Annotated in this window: 13 protein-coding genes and 1 pseudogene; 6 read left to right on the top strand and 8 right to left on the bottom strand. The window is 68.8% G+C overall.

The features are described from left to right. Positions 1 to 43 precede the first annotated feature (43 nt). Positions 44 to 310, bottom strand: a complete 267-nt coding sequence (locus ACP99_RS03990) for a DUF7513 family protein (protein ID WP_049985362.1) — start codon at positions 308 to 310, stop codon at positions 44 to 46. After that, complete coding sequence (locus ACP99_RS03985; protein WP_049985361.1) at positions 307 to 1881, bottom strand: Na+/H+ antiporter NhaC family protein; 1575 nt, start codon at positions 1879 to 1881, stop codon at positions 307 to 309. Before ACP99_RS03985 ends, ACP99_RS03990 begins: the two co-directional genes overlap by 4 nt. A gap of 116 nt (positions 1882 to 1997) precedes the next feature. On the opposite strand from ACP99_RS03985, the gene ACP99_RS03980 reads away from it, so the two are divergent. Beyond that, the gene (locus ACP99_RS03980; protein WP_049985360.1) at positions 1998 to 3266 is read left to right on the top strand and encodes an amidohydrolase; all 1269 of its coding nucleotides are present in this window, start codon (positions 1998 to 2000) and stop codon (positions 3264 to 3266) included. Between the two features lie 84 nt (positions 3267 to 3350). After that, positions 3351 to 5609 (top strand): DUF7527 domain-containing protein, encoded by a 2259-nt coding sequence (locus ACP99_RS03975; protein ID WP_049985359.1) that lies wholly within the window; start codon positions 3351 to 3353, stop codon positions 5607 to 5609. A 129-nt stretch (positions 5610 to 5738) separates the two neighbouring features. Here ACP99_RS03975 and ACP99_RS03970 read toward each other — a convergent pair whose 3' ends face one another. Continuing rightward, entirely contained in the window at positions 5739 to 6044 is a 306-nt protein-coding gene (locus ACP99_RS03970; RefSeq protein ID WP_049985358.1) for a hypothetical protein, read from the bottom strand. A gap of 271 nt (positions 6045 to 6315) precedes the next feature. Here ACP99_RS03970 and ACP99_RS03965 point away from each other — a divergent pair, with 271 nt between their 5' ends. The 3 genes from ACP99_RS03965 (at position 6316) to ACP99_RS03960 (ending at position 8723) form a co-directional block, all read left to right on the top strand. Beyond that, positions 6316 to 7641: an adenylosuccinate synthase gene (locus ACP99_RS03965; protein WP_049985357.1), complete on the top strand. Its 1326-nt coding sequence runs from the start codon at positions 6316 to 6318 to the stop codon at positions 7639 to 7641. A gap of 81 nt (positions 7642 to 7722) precedes the next feature. Then, a complete protein-coding gene (locus ACP99_RS19820) occupies positions 7723 to 7911 on the top strand; it encodes a methytransferase partner Trm112 (protein ID WP_197052346.1) in 189 nt (62 codons plus the stop codon). 59 nt (positions 7912 to 7970) lie between these two features. Continuing rightward, positions 7971 to 8723, top strand: a complete 753-nt coding sequence (locus tag ACP99_RS03960; RefSeq protein WP_049985356.1) for a DUF7524 family protein — start codon at positions 7971 to 7973, stop codon at positions 8721 to 8723. An 11-nt stretch (positions 8724 to 8734) separates the two neighbouring features. Here ACP99_RS03960 and ACP99_RS21165 read toward each other — a convergent pair whose 3' ends face one another. After that, complete coding sequence (locus tag ACP99_RS21165) at positions 8735 to 8869, bottom strand: DUF7128 family protein (protein ID WP_049985355.1); 135 nt, start codon at positions 8867 to 8869, stop codon at positions 8735 to 8737. Between the two features lie 102 nt (positions 8870 to 8971). On the opposite strand from ACP99_RS21165, the gene ACP99_RS03950 reads away from it, so the two are divergent. After that, positions 8972 to 11185: an AAA family ATPase gene (locus ACP99_RS03950; RefSeq protein ID WP_049985354.1), complete on the top strand. Its 2214-nt coding sequence runs from the start codon at positions 8972 to 8974 to the stop codon at positions 11183 to 11185. 15 nt (positions 11186 to 11200) lie between these two features. Here ACP99_RS03950 and ACP99_RS03945 read toward each other — a convergent pair whose 3' ends face one another. The 4 genes and pseudogenes from ACP99_RS03945 to ACP99_RS20365 form a co-directional block, all read right to left on the bottom strand. Beyond that, a complete protein-coding gene (locus ACP99_RS03945; protein WP_049985433.1) occupies positions 11201 to 14056 on the bottom strand; it encodes a DEAD/DEAH box helicase in 2856 nt (951 codons plus the stop codon). An 85-nt stretch (positions 14057 to 14141) separates the two neighbouring features. Further along, a complete protein-coding gene (locus ACP99_RS21160; RefSeq protein WP_269319645.1) occupies positions 14142 to 14264 on the bottom strand; it encodes a hypothetical protein in 123 nt (40 codons plus the stop codon). Between the two features lie 38 nt (positions 14265 to 14302). After that, positions 14303 to 15133, bottom strand: coding sequence for a metallophosphoesterase (locus ACP99_RS03940; RefSeq protein WP_049985432.1), 831 nt, complete (start codon positions 15131 to 15133; stop codon positions 14303 to 14305). 11 nt (positions 15134 to 15144) lie between these two features. After that, positions 15145 to 15374: pseudogene (locus tag ACP99_RS20365) on the bottom strand (hypothetical protein); the annotation flags it as partial.

Genomic DNA, 15374 nt, shown 5'->3' with positions numbered 1-15374 from the left:
CTCAGTACCGGTCACCGGTCGATCAAAAAACGACGGGACGCGTTCAGAACGCGCTTTCGCCGACCGTCTCGACGTACTCCGCCTCGCCGACGTGTTCGCTCTCGTCGAACTCCGTCACGCGGAGGAGCACGCGCTTGTCGACGAGGTTGCCGGGCGCGTTGTGCACGCGAAGCTTCGAGTCACCGATGCGAGCGATCGGGGTCTCCCCGTCGATCTCGGTGATGAACACCGAGATCTCGTCGCCCTCACCGAACGACGGCTTGTTCGTGCGGAACGACCAGCCCTTCGTGTACTTCTCGAGGAGGCTCATACGCGCGCCACCTCCTCGGATTCGCGGTCACTGGTGTACTCCAGCCCGAAGCCGGTGAGCGCCGCCAGCAGGAAGATGATGACGAGCACCCAGCCGTGGAACACGAACAGCACGACGTCCGCCGGGTTGACCACCATCGACTGAGTGAACCACTCGTACTCGTTGGGGAGGCCCTGGATGACCGCGAACCCCACGAGGACACCGCCCGACCACGGGAAGATGTATCCCAGCGCCGAGGTGTTCGCGTCGAGGATGTTCGCCCGTCGGTACCCGTTGATGTTGAACCGCTCGCCCAGCCGTGCGATGTACGGCCCGATGGCGATCTCCGCGGCCGTGTTGATCGTGATCATCGCGTTGACCAGCGCCGTCCCGAGGACCATCGTGACCTCGGCGCGGCGGACGTTCGTCGCGACGGAATCCAGCAGCCAGTCCTGCAGCGCCGCGAAGCCGCCGCCGCGGATCATAATCTGCGCGCCGGCGACGATGAGCAGCACGAGGACGATGAGCGGGAAGAAGCCCTGCGCACCGGCGTAGAGACTCCCGCCGACCCCGGTCTCCCCCGCGGGGACCAACTCGACGAACGGGAGCCACGCCAGCGACTGTGCGATGCCGAGGGTCTCCGGGGCCTGGAACGCGACCATCTCCGCGACGGAGGCGAGCCCGAAGGCGACGTTGAAGACGGCCGCGACGATGATGCCCCACGAGATCGCCTCGACGATGTGTCGCCCGGCGACGGCGGTGCCGATGACGACGAACATCGAGAGGAGGTGGAGCAGTCCCGCCGGCTCACTGTTCTCGACGAAGATCTGCTGGGCCTGTCCGGAGATGTCGAGCCCGGGCATCGCGGGCCCGGCGACGAGGTATCCGATGAACGCGATTATGGCCGCGAGAATCGCGTACTTGAACCGCGAGGCCACGACTCCACCGATGTCGGAGTCCTGCGTGACGGCGCTCACGATGGTGGTGTCGCTGACGGGCGCGAGGTTGTCCCCGAAGACGGCTCCCGAGAGGATCGCCCCGAACATCAGGACGGGGTTCGCCCCCAGGAGGACGCCCGCCGGGAAGAAAAGCGTCGTGAACGCGACAGTCGTTCCGTACCCGGTCCCGATCCCGGTCGCGAGCAGCCCCGCGAGAATGAACGTCACGGCGGGGAACAGTCCGGCACCGACGTTCGCCGCGTTCGCGGCCCAGACGAGCCCTTCGACGAACCCGCCGACCTGGATGGTCTCGGCGAACATCCCCGCCCACAGCCACGCGACGACCGCGGTCGCGGCCACGCGGCGGGTCATCCCCTCGAAAATCGTGTTTGCATAGCCTCGCCACGACCCCTTCACGAGGAACAGGCCGATGATCAGCGACACCAGCATCCCCGCGACCAGCCCGGTCGTGTCGCCGATGCGCAGGAGGCCGCTCTGTACGATGGCCCACAGCACGAAGAACGCCAGCGGGAAGGCGCTTACGAGGTCGCCGCCGTAGAACTCGATCTCCGGCGGTCCCTCTGAGGCGATCTCCGTTTCGGCTACCTCCTCGGAGAGGTCTTCGTCAACGTCTCTGTCCTCACTGTCACTCATAGTACCACGCCGAAGTCATCTCGATACAAATATAAATAATTCATTATCAATCTAACTGCAAATGGGTTACCGCCCCGCTCCGACGCGATTTTACGCGCCGGCGACCACCTCGCGGTATGACCGATGCTGACCTCGTCGAACTCCGACGAGACTTACACCGACACCCCGAACCGGCGTGGTGTGAGTTCTACACGACCGCGCGACTCGTCGACGAACTGGAGAAGCGGGACCTCGACGCGCTCTACGTCGGGTCCGAAGCCCTCGCCGACGACAGAGTGGGCGTCCCCGACGACGGGGAACTGTCTGACTGGCTCGACCGCGCCCGCGACGCCGGTGCGCGCGAGGACGTCCTCGCGCGGTTGGACGGCGGCCACACCGGCGCGGTCGCGGTAGCCGAGCGCGGCGACGGCCCGACCGTCGCGCTCCGCGTCGACATCGACGGCCTCCCGATCACAGAATCGACCGAGGCCGACCACGCCCCCGCGGCGGCGGGCTTCCGCTCCGAGAACGAGGGCTACATGCACGCCTGCGGCCACGACGCCCACGCGACGATCGGCGTCGGCGTCCTCGACGCGATCCTCGACTCCGACTTCGACGGGACGCTCAAGGTGTTCTTCCAGCCCGGGGAGGAGAAGATCGTCGGCGGAGAGCCGATGGCGACGTCCGGCCACCTCGACGACGTCGACGCGCTGCTGGCGGTACACGTCGGGCTGGATCACCCGACGGGCCAGATCGTCGCCGGGATCGACGGGTTCCTCGCCGTCTCGCAGTTCGAGGCGACCTTCAGCGGGTCGCCGTCTCACGCCGGGGCGCGCCCCGAAGCCGGGGAGAACGCGATGCAGGCCGCCGCGACCGCGATCGGCAACCTCTACGGCATCCCGCGGCACGCCGACGGCGCGACCCGCGTCAACGTGGGCGTGATCGAGGGCGGCACGGCGACGAACATCGTCCCCGAGCGGGTCCGCATCGAGGGCGAGGTCCGCGGGGAGACGACCGAACTGATGGAGTACATAGACGAGAAGGCTCGCCGCGTCCTCCGATCCGCCGCGGAGATGCACGGCTGCGAGGTCGAGATCGAGCGCGCCGGCACGGCTCCTTCCGCGGAGAGCGACGACGACCTCCGGGAGATCGTCGCCGACGTCGCCCGCGACACGTCCGGCGTCACGTCGGTCCTAGACACGGATCACCTCGGCGGGAGCGAGGACGCGACGTACCTGATGCAGCGGGTCCAGGAGGGCGGCGGCAGCGCCGCCTACGTCGGCGTCGGGACCGATCACCCGGGCGGTCACCACACCTCGACGTTCGACGTCGACGAGGCGTCGATCGACGTCGCCGTCGACGTGCTTTCCCGGTCGCTGATCGAGTGCGCTCGTCGGCGCGATTGATCGAGCGAGAGTCGGTTCGACCCGTCCGACGACCGTCTGACTCTCCGGAAAGTATTTGATCCGGATTCGGCGATACACACAGGGATGAACAGTCGAACTATCGACGTGGTGACCGACTGGGAGACGGTCGCCGCACCGGACGGATACGAGGGGCTCCACGAGCTCGCCGACGCCGAGTTCAGCGGAGCCGTCTCCGCCGGGATGACGTGGGCGTTCTTTCTGAACGGCCGCGTCGTCGGCGTTTTCGAGGGGGACATCGAGGATTTCGAGGACGCCGAACTGACCGCGTACCGCGCGGCAGATCCGAGCCTTCCGCTGCTGTTCTCGATGCAGGAACGCGGCGGGGAGACGCAGGCACGCTACTACACGAATCAGACGTCGCTGTCGGACGCCGATCAGACGCTCTCGAACGGCGGTTTTACCGGATACATCGAGCTCTCCGAAAACGTTCTCTCTGGGGATTACTACGTCGTCTACCACGGTGGCAAGTCGATGAGCGCCGCGTTCGTCGGCAGTTCCGAGCGGCTGCTCACGGGCGATGAGGCCTTCGAGACCGCCGCCGACGAGGTCGGCATCTACGAGGTGATAGACGCCGACGTCGAACTCGTCGAGATTCCGGACCGCCCCGAACCGGAGTCCAGCGGGTCCGAACCCGACGGTTCGGCCGCGGCCGCCGCTACCGGGGAGGAAGACGCTGGCGAGGATGCCGGTGGCGGAGAACAGGAAGCAGACGCGGACACCGAACCGGCCGCAGACGCGAGCGAGGAAGCGGACGGCGACGCCGGAACGACAGACGACGCCGGAGCGGTAGACGACGCGGGATCCTCGGCAGACGACGCCGAGGCCGCGGTCGAAACTGCCGACGACGACGGCGTCGACGAGGATACCGCGACCCCCGGGCCCGACTCCGAGGAGGAGGCCGAAGCGGCGGACGGCAGCGACGAGGCAACCGCTTCTGAACCCGTCGACGCCGGGGCGGACGGCCCGCGGACCGTGGCGCGTGACTCCGAAACGGCGACCGCCGACGCGGCGGGTGACGCATCTCCACGCGAAGGCGCTGCCGGGGGCTCCACGGCGGCGGGCGAGCAGGCCGCGGGCTCCGAAAGCGGTGCTGACGGCGTCTTCTCCGACGAGGAGCGCTGGCGGGAGGCGAAGACGATCCCGTCGCTCGACCCGGAAAAATCGAGCAGCAACGGAACGACGGAGAGCGCCGGGGACGCGCCGTCGCAGTCGGCGAGCGGGCGGGTGGCGGAGCTGCAACAACGCCAGGCCGCCCGCCAGCGTGCGCGCGACCGGAGCGCAAGCGACGCGACGCAATCGAGTGCCGCGCCGCGGAGCGGGGGCGGCGGAGCGCAGAGCGCCGGGGGGGACCGCTTGAAAAAGCGGCTCTCCCGCGCGCGCGATCGGATCGACGAACTCGAAGCCGAGCGGGAGGCGCTGCGAGAGGAGCGGGACTCGCTCCAGGGAGATCGAGAGGAGCTCAAAGAGCGCGTGAACGCGCTCGAAGCGGAACGCGAGGAGCAACGAGATCGGATCGACGAACTCGAGGCCGAGCGGGAGACGCTCAAAGCGGAGGTCCAGCGGCTGGAGGCCGAACTGGACGGCGGCCCGGAGTCGGCGGGGGAGACGTCGATGTCGGCCGAACAGGCGCTCTCGGGGACGAACCTGTTCGTCCGCTACGACCGGAAGGGGGAGGCAACGCTCGAACACGCCCACGCCGGAGACGCCTCTCGGGAAGACGTCGCGAAGAATCTCCGCTTGGAGCACCACACCACCTTCGAGACGGACGGCCTCGTCGTCGACGGCCGACCCTACGCGGAGTTCCTCCGCGACAGCACCGAGTACTCGTTCGCGGAGTGGCTCGTGACCGACCTCCTCTACGAGATCGGCGAGACCGGCAACCGCTCGTCGATGGCCGGCGTCTTCGATTCGATCCCGGAGATCGACCGCATCGAACTGTACGGCACCGTCGGCGTCGACACCGACGAAGGCGTCGAACGACGCGACTTCGACGTCATCTTCCGCGACAAGATGGGCGATCCGCTGTTCGTCGCCGACATCAACGACTCCCGGAACGCGACCACCGAGGCGATGGTCGGTTCTCTCGTGAGCAACACCGGCGTCATCGCCGAGGACGAGGAGTCGCTCTCGGCGGGGTTCTACGTCACCGAGTCGTTCTTCGAGCCGGGCGCGCTGGAGACGGTCACCGAGGAGACCGGCGGCGGCCTCCTCTCGCGGTCGAAGAAGCGCTCGTACGTCAAGCTCTCGCGAAAACAGGGCTATCACCTCTGTCTAGTCGAGGCGCGAAACGGCGAGTTCCACCTGAACGTCCCCGGTCTCTGATCGGATCGAAGGCGGCCTTCGTTCCGAACGACGACGTCTGTCCGAAACGCGGGCGTCGGTTTCACTCTCGGGGCAGCGTAGAACAGAGAGATGCGAAGTGCGGGGCGACCTCGCGTCGGCCGGCAGGATTCAGCTCTCGACTTCGACGGCTTCTTCGATCTTCATCTCGTCGAGTTTGTCGACGATCTGGTCCAGTTTCTCGTCGAGTTCGTCGACGAACTCAGCGGTTCGCTCGGTCGTGATCGCGCCTTGGCTCGACGGCTCGATGAGGTTCTCCTCCTCGAGGACGCGGAGGGAGTAGCGAACTTTGTGATGCGGGTAGCCGGTCTCGTTCGACATCTTCACGATGCCGATCGGTTCGCTCTCTATGACCATCTTCAGGACCTGTAAGTGGCGTTCGAGCATATCCACTTCCTTTTCGAGTCGATCTATCATGTCATCTGTTAACTTGTCTGGGCAGGATTTAAATGTTGCCCTCCGGCCGCAGAAACGCACTACCGGGGATACCACGTGGTACGGTGGCAGGCGTAATTAACGATTCGGGTCGGCGGTCGCCGCCGCGGTCGCAGATCGAGGGGCGTTCGACGCGATGACAGCAGATGCCTGCCTACCGAGCCGATCACAAACACCCAACCCGTACACGTTCGTGCACAACTCACGCGGGCGGACCGTAATGGGTTTTACGCGGGACGGAGAACCGCCGTGTATGACCGTCACGATCGTCGGCTCCCAACTCGGCGACGAGGGCAAAGGTGCACTCGTCGACCTGTGGGGAGGCGACGCCGACGTCGTCGCCCGGTATCAGGGCGGCGACAACGCAGGCCACACCGTCGTCGAAGGCGGCGACGAGTACAAGCTCTCGCTCGTTCCGAGCGGGGCCGTCCGCGACAAGGTCGGCGTGCTCGGCAACGGCTGCGTCGTCAACCCGAAGACCCTGTTCTCGGAGATCGACGAACTCCGCGAGCGCGGCCTCGACCCCGACGTCCGCGTCGCGCGACGCGCCCACGTCATTATGCCGTATCACCGCGTCCTCGACGGCATCGAAGAGGAGGCCAAATCCGACTCCGACCTCGATGCCGGGACGACCGGCCGCGGCATCGGCCCGACCTACGAGGACAAAGCGGGTCGCCGCGGCATCCGCGTCGGCGACCTGCTCGACCCCGACGTCCTCCGCGACCGACTGGAGTACGTCGTGCCGCAGAAGCGCGCGCTCGCCGAAGACGTGTTCGGCATCGACGCGGGCGAGGCGTTCGACGTCGACGCCGTCTTCGAGGAGTACCGCGAGATCGGCGAGCGTTTGAAAACAGAGTCGATGACCGTCAACGCCGGGGAGTTCCTCGGCTCGTTCCTCGACGACGGCGACGACGTCCTGTTCGAGGGCGCACAGGGCACCTCGATCGACATCGACCACGGCATCTACCCGTACGTGACCTCCTCGAACCCGACCGCCGGCGGCGCGGCGACCGGCACGGGCATCGGTCCGACGGTCGTCGGCCGCGGCGAGGTCGTCGGCATCGTCAAGGCGTACCTCTCACGGGTCGGCACCGGTCCGCTCCCGACGGAGCTCACCGGCGACGACGAAGACCTCGCCGACGAGATCCGCGAGAAGGGCGGGGAGTTCGGAACCGTCACGGGCCGCCCACGGCGTATCGGCTGGCTCGACGTCCCGATGCTCCGGCACGCCTCGCGCACCAACGGCTTCACCGGCATCGCGGTCAACCACGTCGACGTGCTCGCCGGACTCGACGAGGTGAAGGTGGGTCACTCCTACGACCTCGACGGCGAGGAACTGTTCACGATGCCCGCGACGACGGAGCGCTGGGGTCGCTGCGAACCGAACCTCCGCGAATTCGAGCCGTGGGGCGAGGTCGACTGGACCGCCGTCGCCGCCGACGGATACGACGCAATTCCGGAGAACGCGCGAGCGTACCTCGACTACATCTCCACGGAAGTCGACGCGCCGATCTACGCCGTCGGCGTCGGCCCGGACCGCGAGGAGACGATCGAACTGGCGAACCCCTTCGACGAGTAGCGCGCGGTCGGCCGCCGGACGCGACCTCGCGGGACTCGCGAACCCGTATTCTTTTCACCGCCGCTTTCCTTCCCTCTCCTGATGAAAGAGTCTCTGATGGACATCCTCTGTGACCCCCTCGACAAGAGCGACCTCGAACTCGAGGTCGACGAGCGCGACGGCGACGAGATCCTCGAAGGCCGGCTCATCGGGACGGTCACGGGCGAGGTCTACCCGATCGAGGACGGGATTCCGAACCTGCTGCCGCCGGACATGCGCGACGAGGAGTAGCGCGAACGGCCGCCCGGGTCGCACAAAACCTTTTACAGATACGCTGCGTCGTCGGCGACGTGACAGAGTCGCTGCACGTGGAACTGAACGACGGGTCCGTCCACGCGATCGACGCGCCGAGCGCGTTCACCGCGGAGGGGCCGTTCCACGTCGAGTTCGACAACGCGGGCGGTGCCACCCACGTCCACCTCCACCTCGACGACGACCTCTCGCGCGTCTCGCGGGTCGACGAGGTCAACCACTACGTCCGAGACGGTGCCACCAAACGCGTTCCGATCGGCGTGCTTCCGGACCGACGGCCGGTCACCGGACGGCTCAAAATAGTCTCGGGGTACGGCGCGGAGGTCTCATACACCGAACTCACGATCGTGCCGAACGCCACCGATGACGCGCAGGCGAGTTCGAGCCCGAACGAACAGTCGGGAAGCACGGACGGATCCGCCGAGCAGTCGACCGACGGTCAGGCAGGCGAGACAGCGGGTGCGACCGAACCTGCGGTCGTCCGTCGAAAGACCACGAACGCGAGAACGGGTGGAACCCGCGGCTCGATGTCGGTGCTCGGCGGTCCGTCGGCGTCGACATCGAAATTCGATGCCCTGACGCGTGCGTTCTCTGCCGATAGGGCCGCGGCCGTCGCCGCGAGCGCGCGGCGAGGGTCTCCGGAGGCGGTCGCGTTCCTCGCGCTGGCGACGGCCGCGCTCCTCGTCGGGGCCGGCGTGATCGTCGTCGCGAACGACCTCCTCGTCGCGCTCGTCGTGATCGCGGTCGTCGCGGCCACCGTCGGCGTCGCCGGGTGGCTACTCCTCGAGTAGCCGACGGTCGCTCACTGGAGGTACGAGGGATCCTCCGCGTCGCAGTTCTCCTCGTGCGCCTTCGCGTCCCCCTCGTCGTCGAGCAGCAGTCCGCACTCGTCGCACTGGTACCACGTCCCTCCGTCCCGTTCGACGGTCGACACCATACAGTGAGAGACGTTGTCACGAGTCAAAACGCTTCCCCCGGACCGATCGGACCGCCCGACCCGCCGGGTAAGACAAAAGAGCGGCCGACACGAAGCGGGCGTATGAGCGCGGACGACGCCCTCGAACTCACCGTTCGCGGGGCCGAAAAGCGGGACGCCGGGCGCGGGATCGCGCGGCTCCCCGAGCCGGCGCGTCGACGACTCGGCGTCCTCAGCGGCGACACCGTCGTGGTCGCGGGCGAGCGCGAGACCGTCGCGAAGGTGTGGCCCGCCGGGGGCGGCGTCCCCGAGGACGTCGTCCTCGTCGACGCCGACACGCGAACGAACGCGGGCGCGAAGATCGGCGAGACGGTCAGGGTCAGACCGATCGACGTCGAGGACGCGAAGTCGGTGACGCTCTCGATGCCCGAGGACGTCGCTTTCTCCGACGAGGGGCGCGCGGTCGAACTGATCAAGCGCGCGATCCGCGACCGGCCGATCCAACCCGGCGGGCAGATCCACTTCGAGACGCTGAGCGAGGAGCCGTTCGTCGTCGATGCGACGGAGCCCGAGGGGATGGTGCGCGTCGTCGACGCGACCGAGCTCCGATTGAACCGCGGCGGACGGCTGCGCCGCGTCGTCTCCTCGCTGTCGGGCGGCGGCAGCGGCGCGTCCGCCGGCGGCTCGGGATCCGGCTCCGGCGGGGGTGACTCGGGAACGGGTGGAGCGGGGGCGACGCCGACAGTCACGTACGAGGACATCGGCGGTCTCGACGAGGAACTCGACCTCGTGAGGGAGATGATCGAACTGCCGCTCTCGGAGCCGGAGGTGTTCGCGCACCTCGGCGTCGACCCCCCGAAGGGGGTGCTCCTGCACGGCCCGCCGGGCACCGGCAAGACGCTGATCGCGAAGGCCGTCGCCAACGAGGTCGACGCGACGTTCATCGATGTCTCCGGCCCGGAGATAATGTCGAAGTACAAGGGCGAATCCGAGGAGAAGCTCAGAGAGAAGTTCGTCGACGCCCGCGAGAACGCGCCCGCGATCGTCTTCTTCGACGAGATCGACTCGATCGCGGGCAAGCGCGACGACGGCGGCGACGTCGAGAACCGCGTCGTCGGCCAACTGCTCTCGCTGATGGACGGCCTCGACGCCCGCGGCGACGTCGTCGTCATCGGCGCGACCAACCGGGTCGACTCGCTGGACCCCGCGCTCCGCCGCGGCGGCCGCTTCGACCGCGAGATCGAGATCGGCGTCCCGAACGAGCAGGGGCGACGCGAGATCCTCGACGTGCACACCCGGCGGATGCCGCTCGCCGACGACGTCGACATCGACCGACTCGCCGCGAGGACGCACGGGTTCGTCGGCGCGGACCTCGAATCGCTGGCGACGGAGGCGGCGATGATCGCGCTGCGCCGCGGCCGCCGGGCGGACGCCGACGCGCCGATCACCGAGTTGGAGGTGACCCGCGCCGACGTCGAGGCCGCGATGGCCGCGGTCGAACCTTCGGCGATGCGGGAGTACGTCGCGGAGTCGCCGACAACGACGTTCGACGACGTGGGCGGACTCGACGACGCCAAGCGGACCCTCGAACGCGCCGTGACGTGGCCGCTGACCTACGGGCCGCTGTTCGACGCCGCGAAGACCGAGCCGCCGACCGGCGTCCTGCTCTACGGCCCGCCCGGAACGGGGAAGACGCTCCTCGCGCGGGCGATCGCCGGCGAGAGCGGCGTCAACTTCGTGCAGGTGGCCGGCCCCGAGTTGCTCGACCGCTACGTCGGCGAGTCCGAGAAGGCCGTCCGCGAGGTGTTCGAGCGCGCCAGACAGGCCGCCCCGGCGATCGTATTCTTCGACGAGATCGACGCCGTCGCGACCGACCGCGACGCCGCGGGCGGCGACTCCGGCGTCGGCGAGCGCGTCGTCTCGCAGCTTCTCACTGAACTCGATCGGCTGGCCGACCACCCGAACCTCGTCGTCCTCGCGGCGACCAACCGTAAGGGCGCGCTCGATCCGGCGCTCCTCCGTCCCGGGCGGCTGGAGTCCCACGTCGAGGTTCCTGCGCCCGACGAGGCCGCCCGCCGGGAGATCCTCGACGTCCATCTCGCTGAAAAGCCGCTCGCCGACGACGTCGATCCCGAGGAACTCGCGGCGGCGACGCAGGGGTATTCCGGCGCGGATCTCGCCGCCGTCGTCCGCGACGCGTCGATGCGCGCCATCGAGCGAGTCGCCGGCGCGTACGAGGGCGAGACCGCCAACGAGCACGCCGACGAGGTGGTCGTCTCCGGGGCGGACTTCGAGACGGCGCTGGAGGCGGTCGGGCCGTCGGAAGCGGGACGGTGAACCGAACGTCGCGACTCAGTCCCAGAACGACTGCGTCCGGGCGTACTGGCGCTCCTGTTCGAGAATGTCCCGATAGAAGTCCGCCTCGTCCTCGCGGAGTTTTCCGATGATGCGCGCGGCCGTCTGCGGGCCGACCCCGCGCCCGGCGAGCGCGATCACGGCCTGCTTGCCGTGGCTCTGGACGAGCCCCGCCGAGCGGTAGGCGCGCTCGACCAGTCGTTCTTCCTCGTCGTCGCGCTCGTCGGGGTCGGCGCGGACCGCCGCGGGCGTCTCCTCGTCCCAGGGATTCAGACACGCGATCCGGGTCGCGCCGCACTCGGGGCACTCCGGTTGCTCGCGGACGCGGCGGACCTTCGTGGTGTGCTCCCAGTCCGAGCAGTGTAAGCAGAACAGCCGCACGCGGTCGTTTCGGATCCGCTCTTCGATCGCCTCGATGACGCTCGCGTCCGCGTTTTCGGGGACAAGCAGTTCCCGGCCGCCCGAGCGACCGTCGACGCCGATCGGGGTGCGTTCTCTCGCGGTTTCGAGCGCGACGGGCGAGTCGTCGTCCTGCAGATCGGCGAGCAACTCGGCCGCCGCCTCGACCGCGAGGTCGACGTGGAACACCTCACGGACGGCCTCGTCGTAGACGGGCGTGTCTTCCAGCGCCGCGAGCAGACGGTCCGCGCCGAAGCGTTCGCGGCCCTGATACCGCTTGAGCGCGCCGAACTTCGCGGCGACCTGCGCGAGCGTGAACTTCAGCGCGTCGGAGTTCTTCAGCGCCAGTTCCAGCACCGCCTCGACGTGCGCGGGATCGGTCGCCTCCAGCACCTCGATCACGTCGCGGACCGACGAGCGGGCGGCGACCTCCAGTTCGATCCGATAGGGGTTGACCTCCATTCCCACCGAGGTCCCTGTTCGCTGGCCGACGAGCGCGGCGAGTAGTCGTCCGAGCGTCTCGTTGACGCGGTGGCCGTGGCAGCTGTTTAGGACGACCGTACGGGCCTGTCCCTCGACGACGAACCGGTCGGCCGTCGGGATCGGGTGGCCCGTCTCGACCTGCCGTTCGACCGGATCGAGCGCGGCTTCCAGCGTGGCGGCGTCGGTCGGATACCGGCTCCGGAGGTCGCGGGCGACGGCCTCGCGGGTCGCACCCGCCTCGAACTGCCCGGCGGCGACCTCGCGGATCTCTCCGACCTCCTCGGCGACGGCCGAGGGAACGGGAATCTCCGAGCCGGTCCAGGAGGGGACCTCGCCGCTCGGGTCCTCGATCGGCGTGACGTTCACCCGGCCCTCCTCGTCGTCGATGTCGTTGATGCGCCACATCTCGCCGCGCTGGACGAACGCCGCGCCGGGTTCGGCGAAGTTGACGACGAAGCGCTCGTCGAGCGTTCCGATCCGCCCGCGCGAGGAGATGTCGTGGACCTCGTAGGTTTCCTCGTCGGGGATCATCGAGAGGTTCGCGTAGAAGTACTGCCACGTGCCGCCGGACTTCTCCAAGCGGTCGGCGTCCTCGTCGAGCCAGAGTAGCCGGTTCTTCGAGAGCTCGCGCACGACTTCGCGGAAGGTCGCCTCGTCGAGACCGGCGAAGGGGTAGGCGGCGGTCACGAGTTCGTAGGCCCGCCGCGCCGACACCTCGCCCTCGTCCATCACGACGCCGACGATCTGATTCGCGACCGTGTCGAGGCTGGCGTGGTGGATCCGCGCGGGTTCGACCTCGCCAGCCTCGGCGCGCCGGGCGATCGCGAGCGCTTCCAGCGTGTCGTCCGGCGACGAAGTCACTAACGTCCCCCGGGAGACCTCGTCGCGGCGGTGGCCCGCGCGGCCGACCCGCTGGAGGAGTCTCGCGACCTCCCGTGGACTGCCGTACTGTACGACGTGATCGACGCGGCCGACGTCGATGCCGAGTTCCATCGACGACGTGCAGACGAGGGCGTCGAGGTCGCCGGCCTTGAACCGGTCCTCGACGTCGATGCGGACGTCCTTCGAGAGCGAGCCGTGGTGGACCTCGATCGGTTCGTCCAGCGCCTTAAACCGCGAACCGAGCGCCTCGGCGGTCTGCCGGGTGTTGACGAACACGAGCGTCGACTCGTGCTCGTGGACGATGTCGCGGATGGCGCGGACGTGGCTCGCGATCTCGTCGTCGGTGGCGAGTTTGCCGGCGAGCAGTTCGTCCTCCCGCGTGATCTCCGGGTGCGTGACGGTGAAGGAGACGTCGCTGGCGACGTCGACCTCGACGATCTCGAAGTCCCGGTCGCCGGTGAGGAACTTCCCGACCTCCGCGGGCGAGCCGACGGTCGCCGAGAGGCCGATCCGCTGGAACGGCCCCGCGAGCGCCCGCAGTCGCTCCAGGCCGACGGTCAACTGCGCGCCGCGCTTCGCCGACGCGAGTTCGTGGACCTCGTCGACGACGACGTGGCGGACGTCCGAGAGCGCGCGTCTGAGTTTCTTGCCCGTGAGCATCGCCTGCAGCGTCTCGGGGGTCGTCACCAGCACGTCCGGGGGGTCGTCGGCCTGCTTGCCCCGCTGGTACTGCGTCGTGTCGCCGTGACGGACGTCGATCTCGACGTCGAGGGTCTCGCCCCACCACTCCAGTCGCTCGCGCATATCGCGGTTGAGCGCGCGCAGCGGGGTGATATAGAGCGCTGAAAGTCCCTCGCGCTCCTCGTCGGCGGCGCGGACGATCGCGTCGAAGACGGGCAGCATCGCCGTCTCGGTCTTCCCCGTTCCGGTCGGCGCGATCACGAGGGCGTTCTTCCCGGTCGCCAGCGGCGGGATGGCGCGGCGCTGCGGCTCCGTCGGCGTCTCGAAGCCGCGGTCGGAGAGCGCGGCGCGCACCTCGTCTCCGAGCGCCGTGAACGCGTCCATCCCCTGCGACGCGCCGGGTGGCATCGACAGCAGTAACGGCGCGAGCGGAATAAGCACAGCGTTCGACGTCGTTCAGAGCCGGGGCGCTCGGCGAGCGGGTGCCGTGCCGCTACCCGAGTAGCCGGAGCGCGACGCCGAGGGCGGCGACGAGTCCGCCGCCGATGAAGGTTCCCGGAATCGGGAGCACGAACAACAGGACGCCGACCAGAATCACCTGATTCGAGGTCCGCATACCTCACCGTTGTCGCTGGAGACCGAAAAGGGAGGCGCTCAGACCGACCGGTACGGTCCCAGCCGCGTCCCGTCGAGCAGGTACGCCTCCGCCTCCTCCTCGACGAGTGCGGCCGGGAGGAACGGCGCGAGAAATCCCTGCCCCTCGACGTTGATCCACGTGCCGCCCGAGCGGTCGTTGAACGCCGGAACGACGACCAGTTCGGGGTCGCGCCAGTCGAGATCCGCCACGTCGACCCCGAGGTGCTCGGCGAACGGTTCCGGACGCAGCGGACCGCGGAGCCACGCGCGCTCCTTGCGCCCGCCGCCGACGCTGTCCTCCAGGCGGACGGCGGGGTGCTCGTGACCGACGCAGATCACGTCGCTCTCGATCACCTCCCGAGCGGGCCACGTGTGGCCGTGGACGAACCCGACCCGCCCCAGACGGACGCCGTCCCGCTCGGTGACGACGAACCGGTCCGGGTACTCGGGCTCGAACCGCTCTGCGATGCCGCCGTCGTGGTTGCCCGCGACGAGCGTCACGGGCACGCGTTCGAGGACCGCCTCCAGCAACTCGTCGAGTTCGTCGCCCTCCGGGCCGTCCGTCCCGCCGATCCGGTGGCCCAGATCGCCGAGCACGACGAGGCGGTCCGGCGCGACGCGATCGAGCAGGCCGAGGAGTCGGACCCGCCGGACGGCGGCGTTGCTCTCGAGTTCGACGCCGCGCTCGTAGCGGAGACCGCGCTCGATCCCCGCGTGGTAGTCGGCGACGACGAGCGCCCGCTCGCCGTCGAGGCGGGCGACCGCCGCCGGTTCGCCGGGTACGGGTTCGACGAGCGATCCGGACGCGCCGCCGGATGCCGCGTCCCCCGATCGGTCGGTGGAATCGATCGGGTCCACGTTCAGATCGACTTCAGCGTCCCCTCCGCGGGCTCGTAGCACTTCCCGCCCATCAGCGCCTCCTGAATCGCGTCCTCGACGTCGTCGGGGTCCGCGCCGTACTCCTCGACGACGGCGGCGACGACGGCCTCGCGGTCGGCTCCGTCGCCGTCGTCGAGGTCGGCCATCACCGAGACCGCGGCGTCTTCGAGGTCGACGTCGGCCGGCGCGTCGTCGGCCGGCGCGTCGTCGG

It is taken from the genome of Halobellus rufus, from assembly GCF_000739575.1.
Classification (GTDB): Archaea; Halobacteriota; Halobacteria; order Halobacteriales; family Haloferacaceae; genus Haloquadratum; species Haloquadratum rufum.
Note: the sequence above shows the minus strand (reverse complement) of the source record. Positions and strands in the feature narration are given on the sequence as shown.

Excerpts from the sequence above, each read along its gene's own strand:
- ACP99_RS03950 (WP_049985354.1), top strand. The coding sequence starts at position 8,972 with ATGAGCGCGGACGACGCCCTCGAACTCACCGTTCGCGGGGCCGAAAAG.
- ACP99_RS03970 (WP_049985358.1), bottom strand. The coding sequence starts at position 6,044 with ATGATAGATCGACTCGAAAAGGAAGTGGATATGCTCGAACGCCACTTA.
- ACP99_RS03975 (WP_049985359.1), top strand. The coding sequence starts at position 3,351 with ATGAACAGTCGAACTATCGACGTGGTGACCGACTGGGAGACGGTCGCC.
- ACP99_RS19820 (WP_197052346.1), top strand. The coding sequence starts at position 7,723 with ATGAAAGAGTCTCTGATGGACATCCTCTGTGACCCCCTCGACAAGAGC.
- ACP99_RS03985 (WP_049985361.1), bottom strand. The coding sequence starts at position 1,881 with ATGAGTGACAGTGAGGACAGAGACGTTGACGAAGACCTCTCCGAGGAG.
- ACP99_RS03945 (WP_049985433.1), bottom strand. The coding sequence starts at position 14,056 with ATGCCACCCGGCGCGTCGCAGGGGATGGACGCGTTCACGGCGCTCGGA.
- ACP99_RS03990 (WP_049985362.1), bottom strand. The coding sequence starts at position 310 with ATGAGCCTCCTCGAGAAGTACACGAAGGGCTGGTCGTTCCGCACGAAC.
- ACP99_RS03980 (WP_049985360.1), top strand. The coding sequence starts at position 1,998 with ATGACCGATGCTGACCTCGTCGAACTCCGACGAGACTTACACCGACAC.
- ACP99_RS21160 (WP_269319645.1), bottom strand. The coding sequence starts at position 14,264 with ATGCGGACCTCGAATCAGGTGATTCTGGTCGGCGTCCTGTTGTTCGTG.
- ACP99_RS03965 (WP_049985357.1), top strand. The coding sequence starts at position 6,316 with ATGACCGTCACGATCGTCGGCTCCCAACTCGGCGACGAGGGCAAAGGT.
- ACP99_RS21165 (WP_049985355.1), bottom strand. The coding sequence starts at position 8,869 with ATGGTGTCGACCGTCGAACGGGACGGAGGGACGTGGTACCAGTGCGAC.